24 protein-coding genes are annotated in these 21,617 nt (G+C 50.8%); 12 read left to right on the forward strand and 12 right to left on the reverse strand.

The genetic code is table 11. The annotated features are described in order from the left end of the window. Positions 1-65: 65 nt before the first annotated feature. Both M2403_RS17975 and M2403_RS17980 read right to left on the reverse strand, forming a co-directional pair. On the reverse strand, positions 66-1,433 hold the full coding sequence (locus tag M2403_RS17975; protein ID WP_217153737.1) for a glycoside-pentoside-hexuronide family transporter: 1,368 nt from the start codon (positions 1,431-1,433) through the stop codon (positions 66-68). 182 nt (positions 1,434-1,615) lie between these two features. Continuing rightward, positions 1,616-2,689: a sugar ABC transporter substrate-binding protein gene (locus tag M2403_RS17980; RefSeq protein ID WP_165057910.1), complete on the reverse strand. Its 1,074-nt coding sequence runs from the start codon at positions 2,687-2,689 to the stop codon at positions 1,616-1,618. Between the two features lie 297 nt (positions 2,690-2,986). Here M2403_RS17980 and M2403_RS17985 point away from each other — a divergent pair, with 297 nt between their 5' ends. Continuing rightward, the gene (locus M2403_RS17985; RefSeq protein ID WP_259230356.1) at positions 2,987-4,138 is read left to right on the forward strand and encodes a PQQ-dependent sugar dehydrogenase; all 1,152 of its coding nucleotides are present in this window, start codon (positions 2,987-2,989) and stop codon (positions 4,136-4,138) included. A 53-nt stretch (positions 4,139-4,191) separates the two neighbouring features. On the opposite strand, the gene M2403_RS17990 is transcribed toward M2403_RS17985, so the two are convergent. The 3 genes from M2403_RS17990 to M2403_RS18000 form a co-directional block, all read right to left on the reverse strand. Next, positions 4,192-4,812 carry a glutathione S-transferase family protein gene (locus M2403_RS17990; protein ID WP_152326941.1) on the reverse strand — a complete coding sequence of 207 codons (621 nt, stop codon included), beginning with the start codon at positions 4,810-4,812 and terminating at the stop codon, positions 4,192-4,194. 148 nt (positions 4,813-4,960) lie between these two features. After that, positions 4,961-6,244 (reverse strand): MFS transporter, encoded by a 1,284-nt coding sequence (locus M2403_RS17995; RefSeq protein WP_152326942.1) that lies wholly within the window; start codon positions 6,242-6,244, stop codon positions 4,961-4,963. After that, a complete protein-coding gene (locus tag M2403_RS18000; RefSeq protein WP_259230357.1) occupies positions 6,241-7,662 on the reverse strand; it encodes a M20 family metallopeptidase in 1,422 nt (473 codons plus the stop codon). The genes M2403_RS17995 and M2403_RS18000 overlap by 4 nt, the downstream gene beginning before the upstream one ends. A gap of 156 nt (positions 7,663-7,818) precedes the next feature. Between M2403_RS18000 and M2403_RS18005 the strand changes: the two genes are divergently transcribed. After that, positions 7,819-8,757, forward strand: coding sequence for a LysR family transcriptional regulator (locus M2403_RS18005; protein ID WP_152326944.1), 939 nt, complete (start codon positions 7,819-7,821; stop codon positions 8,755-8,757). A gap of 4 nt (positions 8,758-8,761) precedes the next feature. Here M2403_RS18005 and M2403_RS18010 read toward each other — a convergent pair whose 3' ends face one another. Next, positions 8,762-9,100: a GlpM family protein gene (locus tag M2403_RS18010; RefSeq protein ID WP_165057904.1), complete on the reverse strand. Its 339-nt coding sequence runs from the start codon at positions 9,098-9,100 to the stop codon at positions 8,762-8,764. A gap of 310 nt (positions 9,101-9,410) precedes the next feature. Here M2403_RS18010 and M2403_RS18015 point away from each other — a divergent pair, with 310 nt between their 5' ends. Next, complete coding sequence (locus tag M2403_RS18015; RefSeq protein WP_152326946.1) at positions 9,411-10,622, forward strand: serine hydrolase; 1,212 nt, start codon at positions 9,411-9,413, stop codon at positions 10,620-10,622. 82 nt (positions 10,623-10,704) lie between these two features. Here M2403_RS18015 and ybjG read toward each other — a convergent pair whose 3' ends face one another. Beyond that, a complete protein-coding gene (gene ybjG / locus M2403_RS18020) occupies positions 10,705-11,310 on the reverse strand; it encodes an undecaprenyl-diphosphate phosphatase (protein ID WP_152326947.1) in 606 nt (201 codons plus the stop codon). Positions 11,311-11,611: 301 nt separating this feature from the next. Continuing rightward, the gene (locus tag M2403_RS18025; RefSeq protein ID WP_259230359.1) at positions 11,612-12,346 is read right to left on the reverse strand and encodes a bifunctional 2-polyprenyl-6-hydroxyphenol methylase/3-demethylubiquinol 3-O-methyltransferase UbiG; all 735 of its coding nucleotides are present in this window, start codon (positions 12,344-12,346) and stop codon (positions 11,612-11,614) included. An 86-nt stretch (positions 12,347-12,432) separates the two neighbouring features. Here M2403_RS18025 and M2403_RS18030 point away from each other — a divergent pair, with 86 nt between their 5' ends. From M2403_RS18030 to M2403_RS18045, 4 genes are all read left to right on the forward strand, one after another. Beyond that, positions 12,433-12,948, forward strand: coding sequence for a GNAT family N-acetyltransferase (locus M2403_RS18030; RefSeq protein ID WP_152326949.1), 516 nt, complete (start codon positions 12,433-12,435; stop codon positions 12,946-12,948). After that, positions 12,941-13,228, forward strand: coding sequence for a hypothetical protein (locus M2403_RS18035; RefSeq protein ID WP_259230362.1), 288 nt, complete (start codon positions 12,941-12,943; stop codon positions 13,226-13,228). The genes M2403_RS18030 and M2403_RS18035 overlap by 8 nt, the downstream gene beginning before the upstream one ends. A 455-nt stretch (positions 13,229-13,683) precedes the next feature. Next, on the forward strand, positions 13,684-14,793 hold the full coding sequence (ompC, locus tag M2403_RS18040) for a porin OmpC (protein ID WP_152327190.1): 1,110 nt from the start codon (positions 13,684-13,686) through the stop codon (positions 14,791-14,793). A gap of 176 nt (positions 14,794-14,969) precedes the next feature. After that, positions 14,970-15,329 carry a bleomycin resistance protein gene (locus M2403_RS18045; protein WP_152326951.1) on the forward strand — a complete coding sequence of 120 codons (360 nt, stop codon included), beginning with the start codon at positions 14,970-14,972 and terminating at the stop codon, positions 15,327-15,329. A gap of 59 nt (positions 15,330-15,388) precedes the next feature. Here M2403_RS18045 and M2403_RS18050 read toward each other — a convergent pair whose 3' ends face one another. The 4 genes from M2403_RS18050 to M2403_RS18065 form a co-directional block, all read right to left on the reverse strand. After that, positions 15,389-16,339, reverse strand: coding sequence for a helix-turn-helix domain-containing GNAT family N-acetyltransferase (locus M2403_RS18050; protein ID WP_152326952.1), 951 nt, complete (start codon positions 16,337-16,339; stop codon positions 15,389-15,391). A 185-nt stretch (positions 16,340-16,524) separates the two neighbouring features. Continuing rightward, the gene (locus tag M2403_RS18055; RefSeq protein WP_259230364.1) at positions 16,525-17,580 is read right to left on the reverse strand and encodes a tyrosine-type recombinase/integrase; all 1,056 of its coding nucleotides are present in this window, start codon (positions 17,578-17,580) and stop codon (positions 16,525-16,527) included. A gap of 90 nt (positions 17,581-17,670) precedes the next feature. Beyond that, entirely contained in the window at positions 17,671-19,134 is a 1,464-nt protein-coding gene (locus M2403_RS18060; RefSeq protein WP_259230365.1) for a hypothetical protein, read from the reverse strand. Positions 19,135-19,155: 21 nt separating this feature from the next. After that, the gene (locus M2403_RS18065; protein ID WP_259230366.1) at positions 19,156-19,716 is read right to left on the reverse strand and encodes a phage repressor protein CI; all 561 of its coding nucleotides are present in this window, start codon (positions 19,714-19,716) and stop codon (positions 19,156-19,158) included. Positions 19,717-19,857: 141 nt separating this feature from the next. Between M2403_RS18065 and M2403_RS18070 the strand changes: the two genes are divergently transcribed. From M2403_RS18070 to M2403_RS18090, 5 genes are read left to right on the forward strand one after another with little or no spacing between them, the layout of a single operon-like run. Then, entirely contained in the window at positions 19,858-20,079 is a 222-nt protein-coding gene (locus M2403_RS18070) for a regulator (protein ID WP_153375769.1), read from the forward strand. A 32-nt stretch (positions 20,080-20,111) separates the two neighbouring features. Further along, the gene (locus tag M2403_RS18075) at positions 20,112-20,621 is read left to right on the forward strand and encodes a phage regulatory CII family protein (protein WP_259230367.1); all 510 of its coding nucleotides are present in this window, start codon (positions 20,112-20,114) and stop codon (positions 20,619-20,621) included. A gap of 9 nt (positions 20,622-20,630) precedes the next feature. Beyond that, positions 20,631-20,834: a phage filamentation protein Fil family protein gene (locus tag M2403_RS18080; protein WP_259230368.1), complete on the forward strand. Its 204-nt coding sequence runs from the start codon at positions 20,631-20,633 to the stop codon at positions 20,832-20,834. Positions 20,835-20,836: 2 nt separating this feature from the next. Then, positions 20,837-21,163, forward strand: a complete 327-nt coding sequence (locus tag M2403_RS18085; RefSeq protein WP_259230369.1) for a hypothetical protein — start codon at positions 20,837-20,839, stop codon at positions 21,161-21,163. A 7-nt stretch (positions 21,164-21,170) separates the two neighbouring features. Beyond that, the gene (locus tag M2403_RS18090) at positions 21,171-21,602 is read left to right on the forward strand and encodes a hypothetical protein (RefSeq protein WP_259230370.1); all 432 of its coding nucleotides are present in this window, start codon (positions 21,171-21,173) and stop codon (positions 21,600-21,602) included. The last annotated feature ends 15 nt before the right edge of the window (positions 21,603-21,617 follow it).

The raw sequence follows: 21,617 nt of genomic DNA on the forward strand, positions 1-21,617 counted from the left end.
GTTGGCAGCTGTCGCCTTGATTCAGCACGAATGATTTGGGGCATATTCCGTTAAGTCAAAAAATGTCATTTCATAAATTCTTGCTGATTGCGGCGGATGCCTTGCGCAACTTCGTCAAGGATGCGGCGCAGCAGCGGCGTGCGCAGGATGTAATAACGCTTGCAGATGATCGCGCTCAGCAGGTAACAGGCGGCGGGCACCAGCGTGAACAGCGCGACGATGCAGGCCAGCGTGGTCGCGTTCTGCGTGGCAGCACCGGACTGATAACCGGCACCGGCCAGCATCCAGCCGATCATCGCGCCCGCCAATGCCAGACCGAGTTTGAGTACAAATAAGGTCCCCGCAAAGCTGATGCCGGTCAGGCGTTTGCCGTCGTTCCATTCACCGTAATCCACGGTGTCGGACATCATGACCCACTGAATTGGCGTCACCAGCTGATGCAGTACACCGATAACAAAGATGAACGCAAACATCGCGATGCTGCCATGAACCGGCAGGAAGAACATAGCGACGCTGAGTACGGCAAGAATAGCGTTGGTCCACCAAAACACGCTCACTTTGCATTTCCAGTCGGTGAGCGGTTTGGCGAGTGCGCTGCCGAACAGATTGCCGACGGAATAGACGCCGAGGAACCAGACGAACAGCAGCGGATTGCCGAGAATATAGGTGACGTAATACATCATGGCGCCGCCGCGTACCGCCACGGCGATGATGTTAAGGATGGTCAGCAGTCCCACAATACGCCATTGATCGTTATGCCAGATGTCGCGCAAATCCTCGCGCATGGTGCCGGTCGGTTTGCCCGGATCGATACGCTCTTTGGTCGTGGCAAAACAGATTGCCAGCATGATGGCCGCGACAATCGCCAGTACGGCAATGCCGCCCTGATAACCCAGCGCCTGATTTTCGCCGCCAATGAGTTTTACCAGCGGCATCATCAGCACGGTGCTCAGCATGCCGCCCGCCGTCGCCAGCACGAAGCGGTAGGATTGCAGCGAAATACGCTGTGTCGGGTTCGAGGTAATCACACCGCCGAGTGCGCAATACGGAATGTTGACCACGGTATACATCAGCGTGAGCAGCGTGTAAGTGATGGCGGCGTAGATCATTTTGCCGGTCATGCTCAGTTCCGGCGTGGTGTAGGTGAAGACGCAGACGATGCCGAAAGGGATCGCGCCGAACAGGACGTAAGGGCGGAACTTGCCCCAACGCGTGCGGGTGCGGTCAGCCAGCAATCCCATGCAGGGGTCAGAGATAGCATCGAGTGCGCGGGCCAACAGGAACATGGTGCCGACGTATCCAGCGGGAATGCCGAAAATGTCGGTGTAGAAAAACATCATGTACAGCATGACATTATCAAAAATGATATGACTGGCGGCGTCGCCTAATCCATATCCAATCTTTTCCTTGACCGAAAGGATTTCTGTACTCATTGCTTCAATGTCCATATGAAAAGGGAGAGTACAGGTTTTAACGGTTGTAAGCGGTTGCGGCTATTGAGATTTTTAATTCTGAAATTATGTTTCTTTATTTCTGTGATCGCAGGGGGGAAACGGAGATGCACTGAGGGGATAAGTGATGAAATAACCTCCCGTTTCCGGGAGGTCTGAGGCAATTACTTTTTGTATTTTGCTTCCAGCGTGGCAAACCATGGCGCGGTGAAATCTTCTGATTTCCCCCAGCCCGGAATGATTTTGCTCAGGCCGCTGACGTTCAGGCCATCCGGCTGGCTGACCAGCAGGGATTGCGGAATCGTCTGCGCCGGGAATTCATAAGTCTGCGGCGTTTTTTCACCAGCAATTTTCAGCGCCACAATACGCAGGTTTACTGCGCCGATCAGCTGCGTATCCACCGCCGCCGTGAACAACCAAGGGCTGCCTTTCTCGCGCATCAGTTGCAGATCCTGATTCGAGGCATCAATGCTGTAGAGTTTGATTTCAGTCCGGCCATTTTCTTTCAGCGCTTTGTAAGCCCCCTGGCTGAAGGCATCCCAGGAACCCCAGATGGCATCAATCTGGCCTTTCGGATACTTCGCCAGAATCGCCCCGACTTTGTTGGCGGTGTCGCCCTGAACGTCTGAAGAAACCGCGCCGATAGACTCAAGCTGGTGAATGCCCGGGTTCTCTTTCAGGATGGCTTCGTAAGTTTTCTGGCGGCGTTCCATTGGCGGGAACCCGGCCACCCACAGTTTGATGATGTTGGCTTTGCCGTTGAAATCTTTAACCAGCTGGCCGACGGAGGCTTTCGCCAGAGACGCGTCGTCCTGACGGGTGACGGTGACGCCCGCAATGGTATCCGGGACTTCGGTATCAAACGCTGAAACCGCAATGCCCGCGGCGGCAATGCGTTTTGCCAGCGCTTCGGAATACGGTCCACGGCCCTGCGACAGGATTATTCCGTCGTATTTCTGGCTGATGGCCTGATTCACGAAATCCTGAAACTTGGCGTCGTCGCCGTTACTCAGGAATGTATCGACTTTAAAGCCCAGCGCATGGCCTTGCTTGATGGCTCCCGCGAGAAATTGCGTGGTGTTGTCATCGGAGCCGAGGTTACGGATAACGGCAATGCGCACCGGGCCGTTGTGTTGTGCAATCGCAGCCGGAACCGGTGCCAGCTGGGCATCAGCGGCAAACGCGGGCAGGGCGGAGAACAGGCTAAGCGCCAGCAGGGATGCGGATATTTTTTTCATTATTTAACAACTCCGTCGTCGGGTGCGATGTGTGTTTCACAGGTGTTTTTTGGCATAAAAATTCGGAACAAAAAGAACGGACCAAATTGAGGATGTTTGGAAGTCCGTCTGTCTGGACGTCCATTGTGACAACGCAGTCTACCGGTATGTTAAGAAGTAGGGAATGCTTTGTTGATAGTATATTTCCGGCTGGCGTTATTCCTGTTGGTTATAGAACGCTGAGTGGCGCTGAGCAAAATCAGGTACATGGCCTAAACTGAACATTCAACGCTGATCAATGTCTCCGGGAGAAGCCTGATGTCATATTCTTTCCGCGCTGCCGCTTTATTCGTTTTCTCAACTTCACTTCTGGCGGAGAACGCATTTGCCGCACCGAAATCGCCGGTTCCCTTTGCGATTGCCCGCGCGGAGGTCACCGAACTGGCGAAAGGTCTGGATCACCCGTGGTCGCTGGCATTTCTGCCGCAGTCGCAAGGGGCGCTGATTACTGAGCGCAGCGGCCAGCTGCGTCTGTGGCAGCCAGACCAGGCACTTTCCGCGCCGCTCAAAGGCGTGCCGCGCGTGTGGGTCAGCGGGCAGGCGGGGCTGTGGGATGTGCGCCTGTCGCCGGATTTTGCGAACAACCGCCGGGTTTATCTCTCTTTCGCGCAGCCGGGTGAAAAGGGCGAGCCTCACGCGGCGCTCGGCTATGGCACGTTGTCGGCAGACAAGCAAAGTCTGACGGATTTTAAAGTGATTTTTGTGCAGCAACCGGCGCTGGAAAGCGGCATTAATCTGGGCGGGCGCATGGCTTTCGATGCGCAGGGCAATATTTTCCTGTCAGTCGGGGATAATAATCAGCGCCTCAACGCTCAGCACCTGAATCAGCTGCAAGGCAAGATTTTGCGTCTGACGCCGGAAGGTGGCATTCCGCAGGATAATCCGTTTGCAGGTGACAAAAACGCGAAGCCGGAGATCTGGACTTACGGCAACCGCAATCCGCAGGGGCTGGCGGTGAATCCGTGGAGCGGTGCGTTATGGGAAACGGAGCACGGGCCGCGCGGCGGGGACGAGGTGAACCTGCTGAAAGCGGGAAAAAATTACGGCTGGCCGCTGGCGACGTTTGGGATTAACTATTCCGGGCAGCCTATCCCGGAAGCGAAAGGCACCACGCTGGCGGGCGCTGAAGATCCGATTTATTACTGGGCAATTTCTCCGGCGCTGAGCGGCATGGCATTTTATAACGCGCAGAAATTCCCGCAGTGGAAAAACTCGCTGTTTGCGGGCGCGCTGGCCGGGAAATCGCTGATCCGTCTGACCGTAGACGGCGAAAAAATTACCCATGAAGAACGTCTGCTAAGCGACCGCAATGAGCGTATTCGCGAAGTACAGGTCGGGCCGGACGGTTTTGTTTATGTGCTGACGGATGAAAGTGACGGGAAACTGCTGAAGGTGTCGCCGGGCCAGTAACTGCCGGATGCTAAAAAAGGCGTGTCGTTGCGGCACGCCTTTTATGTTTAAGTCTACGTTAGCGGGATCATCACGCGTTTCTGGAAATCCGGGCGCTGGGTGATTTGCTTATACCAGCGCTCTACATTCGGATGGGCCTGACGTTCAATATTCAGCCCGTACCAGGCGTAGGCGTAGATCGCCAGCGGGATGTCCCCGAGCCCGAAATGTTCGCCAGATAACCATGCCTGCTGCGCCAGCACCTTGTCGACAATCGCCCAGTGTTTTTCAAATGCCTCCATGCCTGTCGCCACCAGATTCATATCACGCTCGGGTTCGGGAACGCGAACCAGCGTCAGAAAGACCTGACGGAAAGGAATGGTCAGGGTGTTTGCGGTCCAGTCCAGCCATTTATCCGCGCTTGCGCGAGCCCGCAGATCAGAAGGCCAGAATGCTTCATTGCCTGCGCGTTCGGCGAGATAACGCAAAATGGCATTCGATTCCCATAAGACAAAATCATCATCCTGCAGGCAAGGCACCAGTCCGTTCGGATTGAGTGACAGATAAAGTGGCTCATGATTTTTACCATAAGCGCCCCCGGCGTTAATTTGCTGAAAAGGCAGTTTCAGTTCATCCAGTAACCACAGGACTTTTTTCACATTCGTTGAGTTATCGCGGCCCCACAGGGTGATCATTCAGAACTCCTCATTTGAAAAGGGTAAATAAACAGAACGTTAGCCAGCACAATGGCAATGACTATAGGGCAGGTGAAGGGGTTTTGCGAAGGGTTAAGCGTAACACTCAGCGACAGGTTTCCCCGCCGCTGAATGGGATTACGGAAAATCAGCGCTGTGTTTTCTGCGCTTTAAACAGTGCCCAGACGCTGAGCAGGGCGACCATCATCAGGTAGTAACCTGGCGCCAGGCTGCTGCCGGTGGCGGAAATCAGCAGCGTACAGATGAACGGCGCAAAGCCGCCGAACACGGTGACCGCCACGTTGTAGCTGATCGCCATGCCGCTGGCGCGGGTGGTGATCGGGAACAAATCCGCCATCATCGACGGCACTGTGGAGAAATACACCGATTTCAGCAACGCCAGCCAGCTTATCAGCAGCAGTAAGGACAGCGCCGATGTGTATTGCAGCATCAGCCAGAAGGCCGGATAAATGGTCAGCAACAGCAGGATAAGCGAGCCCCACATCAGCGGCAGACGACCGATTTTCTCCGCCCACAGCCCCATCACCGGCGTAACGACGGTCAGGATAATCCCCGCCGATAACGTGGCGCTAAAGCCCGCGGAAGCAGGCAAATGCAACGTTTTTGTGGCGTACGTCGGTACATAGTTCAGCATGTAGTTGATGGCGGTGGAAACCACCATCAGGCCGATAGCCGTAAAGAACAGGCCTTTTTGCGAGCGCACGATTTCTTTCAGCGGCGACGCGGTTTTCTCGGCTTTACTGAAGCTTTCCGATTCTTTGATATGGCGGCGGATATACAAACCGACCGGGCCAATCAGCAGACCGAAAATAAACGGAATGCGCCATCCCCAGTCCTGCAACTGCGTTTCACTCAGAATGGCAGACAACCCCAGGCCAAATGCCGAGGCCAGCAAGGTACTTGCACCTTGCGTGGCGAACTGCCAGCTGGCGATAAACGCTTTGCGTTCGGGGAAATGTTCAACCAGAAACGCCGTTGAGCTGCCGAACTCACCACCCGCCGAGAAGCCCTGAATCAGGCGTGCCGCGAGGATCAGCAGCGGAGCGGCCATGCCTATAGTGGCGTAGGACGGTGTGAGCACAATGATTAAGCCGCCAATCATCATCAGGCTGATGGACATCAGCAGCGACGCTTTACGTCCGTGTTTGTCGGCATACGCACCGAGAACGATTGCGCCGAGTGGCCGGATCAGGAATGAAACCCCGAAGCTGCCGAACGCCAGCAACAGTGAAACGGTCGGGTCGGACGTCGGGAAATAGGCATGCGCAATGTAGCTGGCGAAAAAGCCGTAAATGGCGATATCAAACCACTCCAGCGCGTTCCCGATACAGGTCGCAAAAAGGGTTTTCAACAGGCTCGGTTTCTCAGCCGTGGTGCTGACGGAAGCGGAACTGGCGCTTAACTGGCTCATTGCACACCTCCTGTATGGGCGTGGTGACGGGCCAGAACGGACGCACCGTTTTCACCGAGATCCCAAAGCAGATGGGTCATGATCGCCAGCCCTTCGCGCGCAACGGGGATCAGCATGTGTTCATTCACGCCGTGCTGACCGCAGGCCGGATAAGAGTGCGGCACCCATAACGTCGGTAAACCGAGAATATCGGCGAAGACATCGTTAGGCAGTGAACCGCCGAGATTCGGCAGCAATGCCGGCTTTTTACCGGTTGTTATTTGCATGATATTCAGCGCCCAGTCCACCAGAGGATCGGTCGGGTCGAAGCGGGTGGCCGGTGAGCCACGCATAAATTCCACCTCAACCTGCGGGAAACCGTGTGCATCCAGGTGCGCACGGACGTGCTCTGCAAGATTCTGCCAGTCGGTGCCGACGACAAAACGCAGCTGACACACCGCCGTCGCGGAGCCGGGAATGGCGTTCATCGGGCGCTGCGGATTGCCGGTCAGGAACGACAGCACTTCCAGCGTATTCCACGCATAGAGACGCTCGGCAGGCGTGAGACCTTCCTCGCCCCAGTTCAGGTCAATCTTCGGATCGTTTTTGCCATCGCCGACGTCCACATCGCTGAGAATTTCACGGATCGCGTCACTGACCGCAGGCGGTTTCAGCGCAGAAACCTGCAACTGGCCGTGCTGATTCACCAGACAGGCCAGCGCGTTTGCCAGCTGCGTCCCCGGATTGGTCAGCAGGCCGCCCCAGTTTCCGGAGTGATAGGCGTTGTCGCGGGCATTGATGGTGAGACGGAAATTCACCGCACCGCGTGAACCGAGGAACAGCGTCGGGCGCACGGCGCTCAGGCGCGGGCCGTCGGAGGCGAGGAAAATATCGGCGCTAAGCTGTTCCTGATATTCACGGCAAAGTTCGGCCAGCCCCGGTGAGCTGATTTCTTCACCCATTTCGAACAGCAGTTTGCAGTTAAAACCGAGGCTCCCGCTGCGGGCCTGGTAGATTTGTTCCAGCGCGGCAATGTTAATGCTGTGCTGGCCTTTGTTGTCGGCGCTGCCACGTCCGTACCAGCGGTCGCCGTCTTCTTTCAGTTCCCACGGCGATAAGTCGCTGCGCCAGTTTTCATCGTCGCCGAACACTACGTCGCCGTGGCCGTAACTCAGGATTGTGGGCAACGCATCGTCTTCAATGCGGGTGGCGATCAAAAACGGTCGGTTAGCGGCATACGCATTTTCGACGCTCAGCAGGCTGAAACCCATCGCCGCGAGTGCCGGTTTAATCTCTTCATCGAGATAACGCGCCAGTTCGGCGTCCCGCTGATTACTCTGGCTTTCGGAGGCAATCGCCACCCTGCGCGCCAGCGTGCGCCGGTATTCACCCTGATCGAACCAGGCTAACGCCTGTTCAACGATATTTTCCGCTGTCATGAGGATCCTGCTTTTGTTGTGTTTGTGATTTTATTGTTGGTTTTTTTAGCAGTTTCACTCTAAGCGCTACGTCAGCGTTGCCACAATAATAATAATTGCAAGTTAGCGTTGCTTTTATTGTAATGCTTATCTGCACAGTTATGAGGCAATACGGTCATGCAAAGTACGGAGATTCGCTATTTTCTGGCGGTGGCCAATACCGGCTCCCTGAGCGCGGCGAGTAAGCAATTATTTGTGGCGGTATCGGCCATCAGCCGTCAGATCCAGCGTCTGGAAGAACGCATCGGCGCGCCGCTGTTTGAACGTCATGCGCGCGGGATGGTGCTCAACGATGCCGGGCAGATTCTGGAAAACCATGTGCGTAAAAGCATGATGGAAATGGAGCACGCGATTGCGGAAATTCAGGGGCTGAACGCCGTGAGGCGAACCGTGATCCGCATGGCCTGCACTGACGGGCTGGCGTTTGATTTACTGCCGCAGCTGTTCTCGCGGTTTCGCAAGATAAACCCGGGCGTGATGTTTTATCTCAACGTCGGCACGGCGGTGGAAGTGTCGGAAATGATCCACAACGGAGAAGTGGAACTCGCGTTACAGTTCAGTCTGGTGGCGGAGCGCGGCGTGGACATCATGGCGTCTTTCCCTGCGCCGGTACGCATGGTGATGCGCCCGGATCATCCGCTGGCCGATAAGGACGTGCTGCTGACAGATTTGCATCCGTACCCGCTGGCGATGAACGAGCAGGGCAGCACCATCCGCCAGCTGTTTGATTTGTCGTGCCGGATGAGCGGAATTTTTCTGGAACCCGCAGTCAGCTGTAACCGTTTTTCGACGCTTTACGATTTCATGGTGCAGACGCCGGGGGCGATTGTCGCGTGCAGCCACTTTTCCATTATGTATAAAGCCCGGCGCGATAATTTGCGGGTCAAACCGGTGAACATTGAACAACTGAGCCAGCGGACGTTGCAGTTGCAATCACCTGCCGGTAAAAGGCGTTCGGCGGCGCTCGGTCAGTTTGTCGATTTTATCCGTGACGAACTGGTGCGTGAAAACGAGGCCTTTATCCGTGATTTCGATTTGAATACTGCCCAGTTATAAAAAGTCAGGCGTGAAAACGCGTCCACAGGCTAATCAGCAGCCACGCCGCCAGCGACCAGCAAACGACGGCGCAGAACAGGGCGTAAGGCAGTTTCATCGAGCCGATGAAAAAATAGAGTGAAATCAGGTACACCATATAAGGAATGACGGCCCACAAGCCGAAGACAATCGTGGTTCGCAGTGCCTCAATGCTGCGTTCCGTGCCCACGATGTAGTGAGCAATTAAGGCGAACGTAGGAAAGAGCGGGACCAGCCCGGCGATATAATAGTTTCGGGTTTTGGACAGCACCCCGATTAAAATCACGACCAGCGCTCCGATCAGCGCCTTAATTACCAGTCCCATTTCTGCCCCTGCGGTTCGTTCATCGTCGTTGAAGCGCCGTTGCGATTAAGCCGTTTATTGTTATAGATATTTTATATGAATCTGCACCCCAAACTGACGTACATGAATGAATTGGTCAAGTGCTGACTGCTGTTTTTATCGCCGGTTGAATCAGCGCAAGCAGTGGAAAATTCTACTATTCTTAAGATCTTTACACTATTTAGGTTTATTCCAGACCCAGAACGCAGTAGGTTTTACGTCAGACAGAGTTGTACAATCTGTTTGAAAGATAAGATAAATTTCAGTTACCCGGACAAAAGCGCTGATACCTATGACAATTTCTTCCCAATTCAAACGGACTTTCATTTACGCGCTGGGCGGTGGAGTAATGCTGCTGGCGCTTCCTGCCGCTCAGGCGGACAACGGCCCCGTCGCACCACAGATTAATGCCAAATCCTGGGTGCTAATGGATTACAACAGCGGGAAGATCCTGACTGAATCGAATCCTGACGCGCGCCTCGACCCGGCCAGCCTGAGTAAAATCATGGTCAGCTACGTGGTCGGCCAGGCCATTAAATCCGGCAAAATCAAATCCGACGATCTGGTTTCTGTCGGTAACGATGCCTGGGCAACCGGCAATCCGGTGCTGCGCGGATCGTCCCTGATGTTCCTCAAACCCGGTGACCGCGTGCCGGTTTCCGAGCTGAATAAAGGGATCGTCATCCAGTCGGGTAACGACGCGAGTATCGCGCTGGCAGATTTTGTGGCGGGTAGCCAGGATTCCTTCGTGAATCTGATGAACCGCTACGGCGAACAGCTGAAACTGCAAAATACGCATTTTAAAACCGTTCACGGGCTGGATGCGGACGGGCAATACACGTCGGCAACGGATATGGCGCTGCTGTCGCAGGCGCTGATCCGCGATACGCCGGACGAATATGCGCTGCATAAAGAGAAAGAATTCACCTTCAACCACATTAAACAGATTAACCGTAACCGCCTGTTGTGGAGTTCGAATCTGAATGTGGACGGCATCAAAACCGGCTTCACGTCCGGCGCGGGGTATAACCTGGTCTCTTCCGCCAGCGACTCTACCGGTATGCGTTTGATTGCGGTAGTCATGGGCGCGCCGAGCGACCGTATCCGTTTCAGCGAGAGCGAAAGTCTGCTGACCTGGGGTTTCCGTTTCTTTGAAACGCTGACGCCAATTAAAGCCGGCGATGCATTCACCAGCCAGCGGGTCTGGTTTGGTGATGAAAAAATGGTTCCGCTGGGTGTGGCTGAAAATGCCTCACTGACGATGCCGAAAGGCCAGCTGAAAAACCTGAAAGCCAGCTTCACGCTGACCAATAAGCAGCTTGAAGCGCCGCTGGCGAAGAATCAGGTTGTGGGAACCGTGGATTTCAGCCTGGACGGCAAAGTTATTGAACAGCGTCCGCTGGTGGCGTTGCAGGAAGTGAAGGAAGCGGGCTTCTTTGGCCGTATCTGGGACTTCGTGATGATGAAAATCAGCGGCCTGTTTGGCAGCATTTTCGGCAAGTAACTGCGGCTTATCCCCTGAAATCTGACACAAAAAAAGCGAGGCCAATAAAGCCTCGCTTTTTTATGCCTGAACGGCCGGAAAATCAGTTCTGCACCCAGCCTTTCCTGATCGGGAAGGCGAATCCAAAACGGTACACTTTGCACATCATCGCGTTAATCTGCTCACCAAACAGGTTCCACACCAGCTGGGCGAACAGGCAACCGAGCATGCCAACCAGTAATCCGCCCAGCATATCCAGCGGCCAGTGAATGCCTAAATAAATACGTGACCAGGCGATGGCGATGGCTGTCACCATCAGCAGCGCGCCGGACCAGATGCGGTGCCAGAACAGGAATGACAGCGCGAAAGTGAAAATCGCCGTGCCGTGGTCGCTCGGGAAAGAATCATCCGGCGCGTGATGCAGGAAGTTATAACCAAAACCTTCAACGAAAGGGCGCGCGTGAGGGAAAAGCATCGAGAGCGTTTTGGCCGTCGTCATCGCAAAGAGCAGCGCAATGGTGGTTTTACTGACCAGTTCACGTTGCTGGCCGATCTGGTCGCGCTGACCCCAAAGCCAGAGCCCGACAATCAGAAGCGGGACGATGAGAATCAGGTCATTGGCCAGAAAAGCCGCCAGACTGATCAGCGCGTGCGGCGAAGCGGGCGTCGCGTTGATCCATAAAAACACCAGATGATTCAGCTGCTCCATAAAACTACCCTCGTATGTACAGGCCAGACAGGCCAAATAAACAGGCCAAAATAGTGATCACAAATTTCCGGTAACCCACTGACAACAGGCAAAAAACGTGGATGCCACGTTAGTTTGTGCTGCCTGTGAGGTAAAGGGGGTATCGTCTGAATATCCGCACTCGTTGAACGGCGGTATAGTTTCGCGATGAAATAGAGTGTAAAGAGAAGAACTTAAGGAAGCCTTAAGCAGGCGGGAGGACGAGCCTCCCGGCGCAATTGCCTGACTGAAAAAATGAAAGAAAAAGTGTCTGAGAAGACGATTAGCGAGGTTTTTGGACGGACATCAGGAACAGCATCGGTCGTTCAGCCTCTTCGGCCAGCGCGGGTTGTGCGGCAATTTGTTCCGCTGACGGACCCCACTCATTAAGCCCGCGGATAACGAAACCCGCATCAGTGAGCAGGCGGATGTAGGTCCCCAGCGTGCGGTGCTGCTTGACCACGCCTTCGGCAAACCAGTTTGTGACACGCTTGCCTTCATGCTGATAACCATCGACCGGCCAGGTTTTTTGCCCGCTTTCATTGATCATCCACGCGGGGCTTGAAGGCGCGGTATAGATCGGGTGCTCAGCTGAGAAGACAAAACTGCCGCCCGGTTTGAGCGCGTGAAACACCGTTTGCACAAGCGCGGGCAGGGCGTCGATGTAATGAAGCGTGAGCGAGCTGTATGCCAGTTCAAAAGCGGCTTCCGGCAGTGTCAGGCTTTCAAGATCCCGACGGGCATAATGAATCGCATCGTCGCAAGTCATCGACCGGGCTTTTTCGAGCATTTTCTCTGAAACGTCGAGCCCTGTAACTTCTGCGGCACCGGCATCACGCGCGGCACGGCAGAACCAGCCGTAGCCACACCCCAGATCGATGATGCGTGCGCCCTGCATATCAGGCAGCATGGCTTTGAGTGAAGGCCATTCCGGCGCTCCTTCCAGCCCGAACTGCGATCGCCCGAGTTGCGCGTAGCCTTCAAAAAAGGCCGGATCATCGTAAATATTTTGCGTCATTTGAATGACTCCTATAAAAATAATCTTAATTGCCAATCCACTTTGGCCTGAACATTGTAGTAAAAATCAGACAGGAGAGCAGCAAAATGGACATTCGTCAGGCCACGCTGGCCGACCAGCGCGAACTGCAAACGCTGGGCCGTGAGACCTATCGCCACTATTTTGGCGACCTGTGGCAAAATAGTGACGAGCTGGAACAGTTTCTGGCCGATGACTTCAGTAACGAAGAAATGGAAAACACGCTTGAGAGCCCGGATCACCGCTGGCTGGTGTTACAGGAACAGGGCGACGCGGTCGGTTTTGCAAAAGTGCATTTCAATCAGCCTCTTGAGGGCGCGGAAGGGCACGGGGCGAAGTTGTGTAAGCTGTATTTCAAACCCCAAAGCCGGGCACGCGGGCTGGGCGCGATGTTATTTGACGCCGTAGAAACCGCCGCCCGTGAAAACGGACAATCGTGCTTGTGGCTGACGGTTTTGCAAAGTAATCTCCCGGCTATCGGATTTTATCAGCGTCAGCGCATGCATCAGGTCGCTGAGACGGCCTATGTGACGGCAACGCAAACCACTCCATTGTGGATCATGAAAAAGGATATCAATGATTAAATTACGTCTTGGCGGTCTGTTTATCACGCTCGAAGCCGGGGAAGATATTCCCTATGCGCCGGAGTTTTGTGAGCATTACACCTACCTTATTCATCCGGCGGAAGACGGTTTTGAAATATTGCGTTATGACGCGTATTCCGGCTGGCATAAACGTCCTGATCAGATATTTGAAGACGGGCATCAGGCATTTGTATTTGCCTATCAGGCGTATGAAAAAGAGTGGAATCAGACTGACGGACGTTTAGGCGGTAAGGATCAGCACCTCGAACGAATTATGTAAATTCCCGCACGGAATGGATGTTCAAAAAGCCACCGCTCTGGTGGTTTTTTATTAACCTGAAAGTGAAGCGTTTCGCTGGAATATACAAAACCTTACACAGAATATCTTTAATCTGCCGGCAAAAATTTCGCACTCACGTCGCCGGATGAGAATATTTTTACTACGATGCTGAATAGTTTCTGTAATTTACTATAATTTCACTTCGCTATTATCTTCACGTAATGGATTGTTTTTAAATGAATATGTCTCTTAGTGATGCGTGGCATTTATATAAACGATTTCCAAACGAAACTTATTTCAAATATTTACAGGTTGCAACCAAAGTTCTCATCGTTTAATTTTACGCACGTCAATTCCGGGCCATAAGAAGGGAAAATATAACTTCACGGTAACCGGATAATAACACTTGCCGGATGGCATTTTAGACGGCTTATAAATAATCAAGGATATTGATGATGAAATTACGCGTACTTTCTCTGGTCATTCCCGCTCTGATGATGGCTGGCACTGCCGGCGCTGCTGAAATCTATAATAAAGACGGCAACAAACTCGACCTGTTCGGTAAAGTGGACGGTCTGCATTATTTCTCCAAAGATAACAGTACCGATGGCGACCAGTCTTATATGCGTCTGGGTTTCCGTGGCGAAACACAGATTAATAACGAACTGACCGGTTACGGCGAGTGGGAATATCAGGCAGCCCTGAACTCTGCTGAAAGCGCTGATAATAACAACTTCACCCGTGTAGGTTTTGCAGGTCTGAAATTTGGCCAGTGGGGTTCACTGGACTACGGCCGCAACTACGGCGTGATGTATGACGTGGCAGCCTGGACCGACGTTCTGCCAGAATTCGGCGGCGACACTTACGGCGCAGACAACTTCATGTTCCAGCGTGCAAACGGCGTGCTGACTTACCGTAACAAAGACTTCTTCGGCGCAGTCGAAGGTCTGGATGTCGCGGTTCAGTATCAGGGCAAAAACGGCAGCGCTACCGAATCTAACAACGGTCGTGACGTATTAGCTCAAAACGGCGACGGTTATGGCATGTCCCTGTCTTATGACCTGGGCGAAGGTTTCAGCGCAGCAGCCGCAATGATGGCTTCTGACCGTACCAACGAGCAGAACGGCCGCAACAACCCGGCAATCATTGGTAACGGCGACAAGGCGACCGCGTACAGCGGCGGCCTGAAATACGATGCCAACAATATCTACCTGGCGGCGATGTACACCCAAAGCTACAACGCAAACCGCTTCGGTAAAGCAGGCAGCACCGCTTACGGTTATGCCGACAAAGCGCAAAACTTCGAAGCCGTGGCACAGTACCAGTTCGATTTCGGTTTGCGTCCGTCTGTTGCCTACGTGCAGTCTCACGCACGTAATATCCCGGGTTACAGCAACCAGAACCTGACCAAATATGTTGATGTTGGCGCGTCTTACTTCTTCAACAAAAACATGCTGACCTACGTGGATTACAAAATTAATCTGATGGATGACACCCGCCTGACCCGCGATGCTGGCATCAATACCGACGACGTTGTGGCCGTAGGCCTGGTTTATCAGTTCTGATAAGCCGACGCTGCCCTGAAAGTTAAGGGCATTTGCGTCTCTCGTGTCTGAATCTCCCGCTGCAAGGCGGGAGATGACTTTCCTCACAAAATGTTATTCCCCGTACTTTCCCCTGAGTTTTCGTTCAGGCATTATTCCGGCACGTGAAGTTCGTATCCGACGACTGAGAGCCGCCAATGACTGATCACGCCACACCCAATCTTCCTTCCCGGGATTTCACAGAGACTCAACGCTTTTACAGCAGCATAGGCTTTACTACCGGCTATATCGACGACAGCTGGCTCATCATGAGCCGCGGCGGTATTACGCTGGAATTCTTCCTGCACGTCGATCTCGACCCGCTCACCAGCTGGTTCAGCTGCTGCCTGCGCGTGGATGATGCCGATGCCATTTTTGATGAATTTATTGCTGCCGGAATAGGGCAGGACAGGAATATGCGGCCATGCATTCATCTGCCTGAAATGCAGCCGTGGGGATTAAAAATGGGTGCGCTGATTGATATCGACGGAACGTTGTTGCGGGTGATTGAAAATTAGCGAAACGGGTAACGCCAATGTCACGCCACCGGAAATCACTGCGGCGGCGTGACACTTTTTCAGCCCGTGGTGCGGGTGAATTGTTGCTCCATGACGCGGCTTCCCCACTGGTCGCCATCCCATTCTTTCGTCAGGGTAAAACCAAACGATTCATACAAACGGCGCGCGGCATCCAGCCCGCTGAAAGTCCAGAGCTGAGTGGCTGAGAATTTTTGCTGATCGCAGAAATTAACCGCTTCGCTGAGCAGTTTTCTGCCAATACCGCCTCCCCGGCAGCCATCATCAAGAATAAACCAGCGCAAATGTGCTTCGTTATTGCCTAAATCCTGCCCGTCGATGGCGACAGAACCGACTATTTTTCCGTTCTGAACCGCGAGCCAGATTCGGTTGTTTTCATGACCGAGGCGACCGGTGAATTCCGCTAACCCCGCCGCCACTTTGCTTTCAAAAAAACTGCCAAAGTTGGCATGACGCGAATAGAAACGGGCGTGCATCTCTGAAATACGCCCGATCATACCCGGCTGATAACCGGAGCTGATGATCACAGGATTTTGCGGATTTGCCTGTGAACCGTCACGGCATGATTTCAGTGCGCGGGCGTAGGCAGAAATCCCTTCAGCGACGGCTTTCTGCTTTGCAGTATCAAGATGAGCCAGCGCATCTGCGACGCGCATTTTGCCATACGCATTAATCTTCACGACGCTGGCTTTGCCCTGTTCGGTAAGCTGAAGGTGCTTCACCCGCGCGTCATCCACAGAAACTACCTCGGTGAGTTCACCGGCCTTGATAAGTTTGCCGAGCATCCGGCTTACGCTCGACTTCTCCAGCCCGAGTTCATTCACCAGCTGCGCCGCCGTCACCGCGCCCAGCCTTTCAGCTTCAAGCAACGTATGCACCGCCGACGCGGAATATTCCGTAGCGGCAAGCGTCGGGTTCATAAACCCCAGTTCACGAACCATCAGCCGTGAAGCGGTACGGATGTTTTCTATAAGAAGTGTGTTATCGGTCATGATAAAAAGCTTTTGGTGATTTGGTTGTGTTATACAACCATTTTGGCGGGGAGAGTGTCAATGGGTTTACAAGGGGGGAACGGAGGTTTTACAAGCAGAAAAGAAAAAACCCGGTAATGTCACCGGGTCTTTAAAATCAATAAATTACATGTTTTTCATGATGTTGGTTATGTGGCAAGGGGTGACTAATCAGGACTATTGCCTTCCTTTATCGCCACTTTGTCGCCAGTTTTCATCGTGGCTAAAGGGTTGAAGTGCAAAGCGGTTTCAAGATGTTCAGGGGCGAAGTGAGCATAGCGCATTGTCATTTGAATATCAGAGTGTCCAAGGATTCTCTGCAAAACAAGTATGTTGCCACCGGACATCATAAAATGCGCAGCAAAGGTATGGCGAAGAACATGTGTCAATTGGCCACGCGGTAAAACAATATCTGTTGAGTCGATAGCTGCCATAAATCGAAAGTAGCACTCACTGAAAAATCGGTCACCTTCTTGAGCAACGATTTCCTCATAAAGTTCTTTGCTGATCGGTACGCTTCGGTTTTTCTTGCTCTTAGTTCGGACAAAAGTGATTTTGTGTGGGGTAACTTGCGATCGGGTCAGTTTCTCCGCCTCACGCCAGCGTGAGCCAGTGCTTAAACAAATTTTGACTACCAGGGGCAAGTCCGGTCTTCCTTTACTGCAAGCATCAAGCAATATGTTGATTTGCTCGTGTGTGAGCCATGACATTTCTTTTTCAGCAGTTGCGAATTTTCGCAGTGTCTCAAGTGGGTTAGGTTGTTTCCATTCACCCAAACGAATTAACTCGCTAAACATCCCACTCAAATGACTTTGTTCCAGGTTCACCGTAGTGGGGTCAGCTCCTTGACGCCAACGTTCAGAAAAGTAGATTTCCCCGTTTAAACGTTTATCTCGATAGTGGGCAAAGTCTTTAGCGGTGAAAGTAGTGGCGGGGGGGTTACCTAAAGCTTCAACCATTAGACAAATTTTCTTATATGTCTTAGAGCCTGCGGTGAGTGCCTGACCATGTAGGTTGTACCAAAGCTTAGCGATATCTTCCAGGCTACGACGATCAACTTTCTCGCCAAGCCATGGCTTGTTATCCGCTTCATCCATTATATGGCGTTCAAAGGCCAGAGCTTCCCCTTTAGTTGCGAACTGCTTACGTACCCTGCGGCCAGAGCGGCCGGCAGGGTAGCATTCACAAATCCAATGACCGGTTGTAAGCTTGCGTACTGCCATGTGCGATCCCCAACAAAGAAAGGGATATTTAACTGTATATAAACACAGTGGTCAATGTATGATTTATCATGAGAATACATAAGAGAATAGTTAGTCTTCAATGTAGTCCGATATTTCTCTAAAAGGGTGATTTATTGAATAAAAATCAATATAGCCATCTGATAACATTAGGATTTTAATTAACACTCGATTACAAAGTATATGTAATATCTTACTTTCTCTTATTAATCCAATATAATCATCATTGGGTGTCCTATTTCCGTGTGCAGCGTCATTTCTCCTTGAGTAGGCTGATTCTTCTTTATCGCCCAGGTTAAGGCCAATTGAAGAAAAGAATCTTTTAGTTAAAATTGATTGCGGAGTTATATTGAGGCTTCCAATTTTATTATTTAGGACTGATTTCTCTTCTTCACTAATATCTTCAGCAGAATTAATAACATTTAATAGCGGGTTCGATATTTTTTTCCATGTTTTTTTATCTAATAATTTGCTTTTAAATAAGACAGGATTTACCTCAATATATTTTTTTTGAGTGTATTCTAATACAGCTCCAAAACATACTGCTCTTAAATGTGCAGGTGCTATTGCTGCATGCCAATACAACCATGAAATATGCTTAAGATCATATTTATCATAGTTATCGACAAAGTTATTTACAATGTTATTGATTGTGTTGCTATTTGCAAAATAATATTTAGAGTCTGGTTCCATTAGTCTAAATGGTATTGGTTGCTGGTATTTTCTAAATAGTCCACCCATGGTGTTTGGGCTTTTATGCTCAGCACGTAAAGTTTGCATGTTGGAGCTTATTTCTTTGTAACCTAAGTAAAGTAAATTATTACCAGTCAGAAATGAAATAGCATCTCTGATTTTATCCCTCATTTCTTCAGGTGGAACCCCCTCGTACATAATAAAGCCAGTTTGGTGTTTTACGTCTAGACCATCTATTTTTGATTCACCAAAGTAAATATTATAATTTTGGACTTTTATATGACAGCATTTATTACTACCGCCACCAAAGTTTTGATTGCTTTTAAGGGTAAGCGCGTGTCCATTTCCTCTATATGTAATAGAATTACTTCTGACTTCTTCTACAGATGTTCCATTTGGCCAGTGATATGGACTTAAGTTCATATTACATATCCATTCTATGAGAACATATGCATCTTCTGGAATATTGTTTTCGATGGTTATAGATTCGATAGAACAATTCTCTTCCAAAGTACATTCTTGCATTTTTATGTTAGATAAGTTGTACTTTAAACAATTCACTCCTGAAAAGGTAGCAACACTATTATTAAGTAATGGGCTTTTAAGAATTATTTTAGAGTCGTTTATCCACACAGTACCAATAGGATATATTTTATCGCGATGTTTCTTATGTTCAAAAATCTCCTTTGCGTTCCCCAGATAATTAAAATTAGCCACTATTTCTAATTTATCATTTCTGGATAGGTTATATTCAGATAGCTCAAAATCATTTAGGCTATTACTCGTTAATTCTCTATAGTAATTTTTTAATGTGTCTAAGTCTTCACTTTCTATTGGGTTCATATAACCTTCATTATTGAGTATTCATAATTCTGTTGTCATATTTCTTATAGAGGCAACTACATTAATCTCTCTTAACTTGCAGTCAAATGAAACTGTATTGCTTTCTACACGCACATTATCCCCAGGTAGTTTGATAAGATTTCGGACACTCAAGTTTCCATCAATGTTAACTAACCATTTTCCATCTGTTACTTCTGCGAATTTCTGATCTGCAATATATTTAAAATTGCCATCTTGTAGGAAAAATGGATCGCTTAAATTTTGCGGCAAAAATACCTTATCGAATACACAGTAACCGGCATCATATAATTTCTCTCTTAGAATTTTCTTTTGAGATAATTTTATTAGATCACTTTTTTCATTAAACATGGTGCCATCACCAGATACTAGCCAACCCAAAGACGCCCCTGTTTCAAGAGCACATTGAATTACCCACTCAGCTGGAAAAATATCCCTCATAAAGCGTGTAGCCAAAGTGCTCTTTGACACTCCAAGGTGGTCACAAAGCATCTGACGTGTTGAAAAGCCATAAGCTTCGACCAATCGCAAAATCACCTTTTGCCCGCCTGTTTTAAAATCCATCAAGTTCGCTCCAAAGAACAAAAATCAATTGACAGATTCCCAAAGCGATCTTAATGTTCGCCATGAAGTTCGATTTGGGAAACTTCACTTGTAATCACTATTAATTACGGCTCGCCACAAGCCAAAGGGAGATGTTGCCCCATGAGACCTAACATTTCAATCACTCTGATCACCCCTCACGTCACAATTGAACGTTATAGCGAACTCACTGGTTTAGCTGAGGATACGATTAACGACATGCTTGCTGATGGGCGCCTGCCTCGTCATCGCCTGCGCAAAGACATGAAGCGCGAGAAAGTGATGATTAATATCGCCGCTCTAACAGTAGATGCGTTATCAGAATGTGACCTTTCGGTTGCTTAGTTCGATATTGCAATATCGTTGAGGTCACAGCCATGTTTGATTACCAAACTTCAATACATCCGCATTTTGACACCGCTTGCCGCCGTTTCTCTTTGGCTCATAACCTTACTGAGTTAGCGGCGGTTATCGGTATCTCTGCCCAAGTATTACGCAATAAACTGAATCCAGACCAGCCGCACCGGTTAACAGTAAACGAACTGATACTACTGACAGATATCACTGATGATTCGGCAGTTCTGGATGGTTTGCTGGCACAACTGAAATGTTTACCTGCTGTGCCGGTGAATGAAGCGAAGCCAGATAATTTATCAATGCACACCTTAAGTGCCACGGCCGCAATCGGCGTTATTGCTGGTGAAGCCATTTCCCCCGCGCCTATGACGCAATCACGTAGAAACGCCATTTTAGACCGAGCCAATCAGGCGATCCGCGATCTGTCCTTGCTCGTTGTGTCTGTTGAGTCGCGTTTTCACACCACGCCTGTGCTGGCATCCGCAATGGACGTAATCAGTTCGTGCGGCGTCATGCCAGGCCTGAACTGAGGCTATTCGATGAAAGTTTTCGCACAACTATTAAAGCAACAATCGCCAACGGCTCAACTGCAAAGCTATGGCCACGGTTGGCTCGAACTGCCAAACGGTCAGCGCTGGCAACCGGCTGCAAGCAAAGTGTCGTTTCTAAGTGGTTGCCGTCACCCGATGGTGAAGATCAAGCGCCGCCCTTGGTGGTTCCGCCTGATGGAATTAAGGGGATAAGCGTGGAACAGCAATTGCCGAAATGGATTAGTGAAGCCCGAAAGATGATTTCAGGCAGTGAAAACCGGGTGAAGCATTATTGGGAAAATCTTCCAGAAGATGAACGCCGTGATCTCTGTTTCCTTTCCCAGTTGAAAAGCCGCCATGTGAAATGTGCCTGGGACGATTTGATCGAGGCGGAAAAAATCGCGCTGTGGCAGGGCGTTTTGAAGGTCAGAAAAATGCAGCAACAAACCCGTTTGCTGACGCCGGAAGATTTCAAAGGCGTTGTTGTTTGTAATGTTAGCCGTCGAGCTGACGAACAAAAAATTCCAAATCCAATGCACTGAGGGAAGTATGAAAATTATCACCGTAGACGAAATTGGTTTGATCGAATCATTCGCAGCTTTTGGCGTTAAGTTCAATTACAGCCGTTTATTCCTGAGTAAATGCCACGTGGCAAAAGGCCGCGTAGCGCTGACGCCTTTCATGTTCAATGACACGGTTCACCTTGATAACCCGCACCAATGGTTTGTGGCCAATGCTGCGTTTTGGGTTCGTGCCTATCGTGAGTCTGAAACGTTGGTCGAACAAGTCGAAACAATGGCCAGCATTCGCGCCCTGTATTTTTTGGCCGGTTCTTTGGGGCAGGGTCATGCTCATGCGCTGATCAGCACCTGGTTTGATACGACCAAGGAACTGCACGGCATGGGGGCGCTTAACCTGTCACCGCTTGCACCGCTGCCTAAAAAATACGAAACAACGATTTCCCCGCTTAGTTTTCATTAATTAAATCCTTCGAAC

This window comes from Rahnella sp. BIGb0603 (genome assembly GCF_024808755.1).
Lineage (GTDB): Bacteria > Pseudomonadota > Gammaproteobacteria > Enterobacterales > Enterobacteriaceae > Rahnella > Rahnella contaminans.

Coding starts and splice junctions, on each gene's coding strand:
- M2403_RS17985 (WP_259230356.1), top strand. CDS start 2,987: ATGTCATATTCTTTCCGCGCTGCCGCTTTATTCGTTTTCTCAACTTCA.
- ompC (WP_152327190.1), top strand. CDS start 13,684: ATGAAATTACGCGTACTTTCTCTGGTCATTCCCGCTCTGATGATGGCT.
- ybjG (WP_152326947.1), bottom strand. CDS start 11,310: ATGGAGCAGCTGAATCATCTGGTGTTTTTATGGATCAACGCGACGCCC.
- M2403_RS18015 (WP_152326946.1), top strand. CDS start 9,411: ATGACAATTTCTTCCCAATTCAAACGGACTTTCATTTACGCGCTGGGC.
- M2403_RS18080 (WP_259230368.1), top strand. CDS start 20,631: ATGAAAGTTTTCGCACAACTATTAAAGCAACAATCGCCAACGGCTCAA.
- M2403_RS18055 (WP_259230364.1), bottom strand. CDS start 17,580: ATGGCAGTACGCAAGCTTACAACCGGTCATTGGATTTGTGAATGCTAC.
- M2403_RS18025 (WP_259230359.1), bottom strand. CDS start 12,346: ATGACGCAAAATATTTACGATGATCCGGCCTTTTTTGAAGGCTACGCG.
- M2403_RS18075 (WP_259230367.1), top strand. CDS start 20,112: ATGTTTGATTACCAAACTTCAATACATCCGCATTTTGACACCGCTTGC.
- M2403_RS18050 (WP_152326952.1), bottom strand. CDS start 16,339: ATGACCGATAACACACTTCTTATAGAAAACATCCGTACCGCTTCACGG.
- M2403_RS18070 (WP_153375769.1), top strand. CDS start 19,858: ATGAGACCTAACATTTCAATCACTCTGATCACCCCTCACGTCACAATT.
- M2403_RS17980 (WP_165057910.1), bottom strand. CDS start 2,689: ATGAAAAAAATATCCGCATCCCTGCTGGCGCTTAGCCTGTTCTCCGCC.
- M2403_RS18005 (WP_152326944.1), top strand. CDS start 7,819: ATGCAAAGTACGGAGATTCGCTATTTTCTGGCGGTGGCCAATACCGGC.
- M2403_RS18000 (WP_259230357.1), bottom strand. CDS start 7,662: ATGACAGCGGAAAATATCGTTGAACAGGCGTTAGCCTGGTTCGATCAG.
- M2403_RS18030 (WP_152326949.1), top strand. CDS start 12,433: ATGGACATTCGTCAGGCCACGCTGGCCGACCAGCGCGAACTGCAAACG.
- M2403_RS17975 (WP_217153737.1), bottom strand. CDS start 1,433: ATGAGTACAGAAATCCTTTCGGTCAAGGAAAAGATTGGATATGGATTA.
- M2403_RS17990 (WP_152326941.1), bottom strand. CDS start 4,812: ATGATCACCCTGTGGGGCCGCGATAACTCAACGAATGTGAAAAAAGTC.
- M2403_RS18060 (WP_259230365.1), bottom strand. CDS start 19,134: ATGAACCCAATAGAAAGTGAAGACTTAGACACATTAAAAAATTACTAT.
- M2403_RS17995 (WP_152326942.1), bottom strand. CDS start 6,244: ATGAGCCAGTTAAGCGCCAGTTCCGCTTCCGTCAGCACCACGGCTGAG.
- M2403_RS18035 (WP_259230362.1), top strand. CDS start 12,941: ATGATTAAATTACGTCTTGGCGGTCTGTTTATCACGCTCGAAGCCGGG.
- M2403_RS18045 (WP_152326951.1), top strand. CDS start 14,970: ATGACTGATCACGCCACACCCAATCTTCCTTCCCGGGATTTCACAGAG.
- M2403_RS18010 (WP_165057904.1), bottom strand. CDS start 9,100: ATGGGACTGGTAATTAAGGCGCTGATCGGAGCGCTGGTCGTGATTTTA.
- M2403_RS18065 (WP_259230366.1), bottom strand. CDS start 19,716: ATGGATTTTAAAACAGGCGGGCAAAAGGTGATTTTGCGATTGGTCGAA.
- M2403_RS18090 (WP_259230370.1), top strand. CDS start 21,171: ATGAAAATTATCACCGTAGACGAAATTGGTTTGATCGAATCATTCGCA.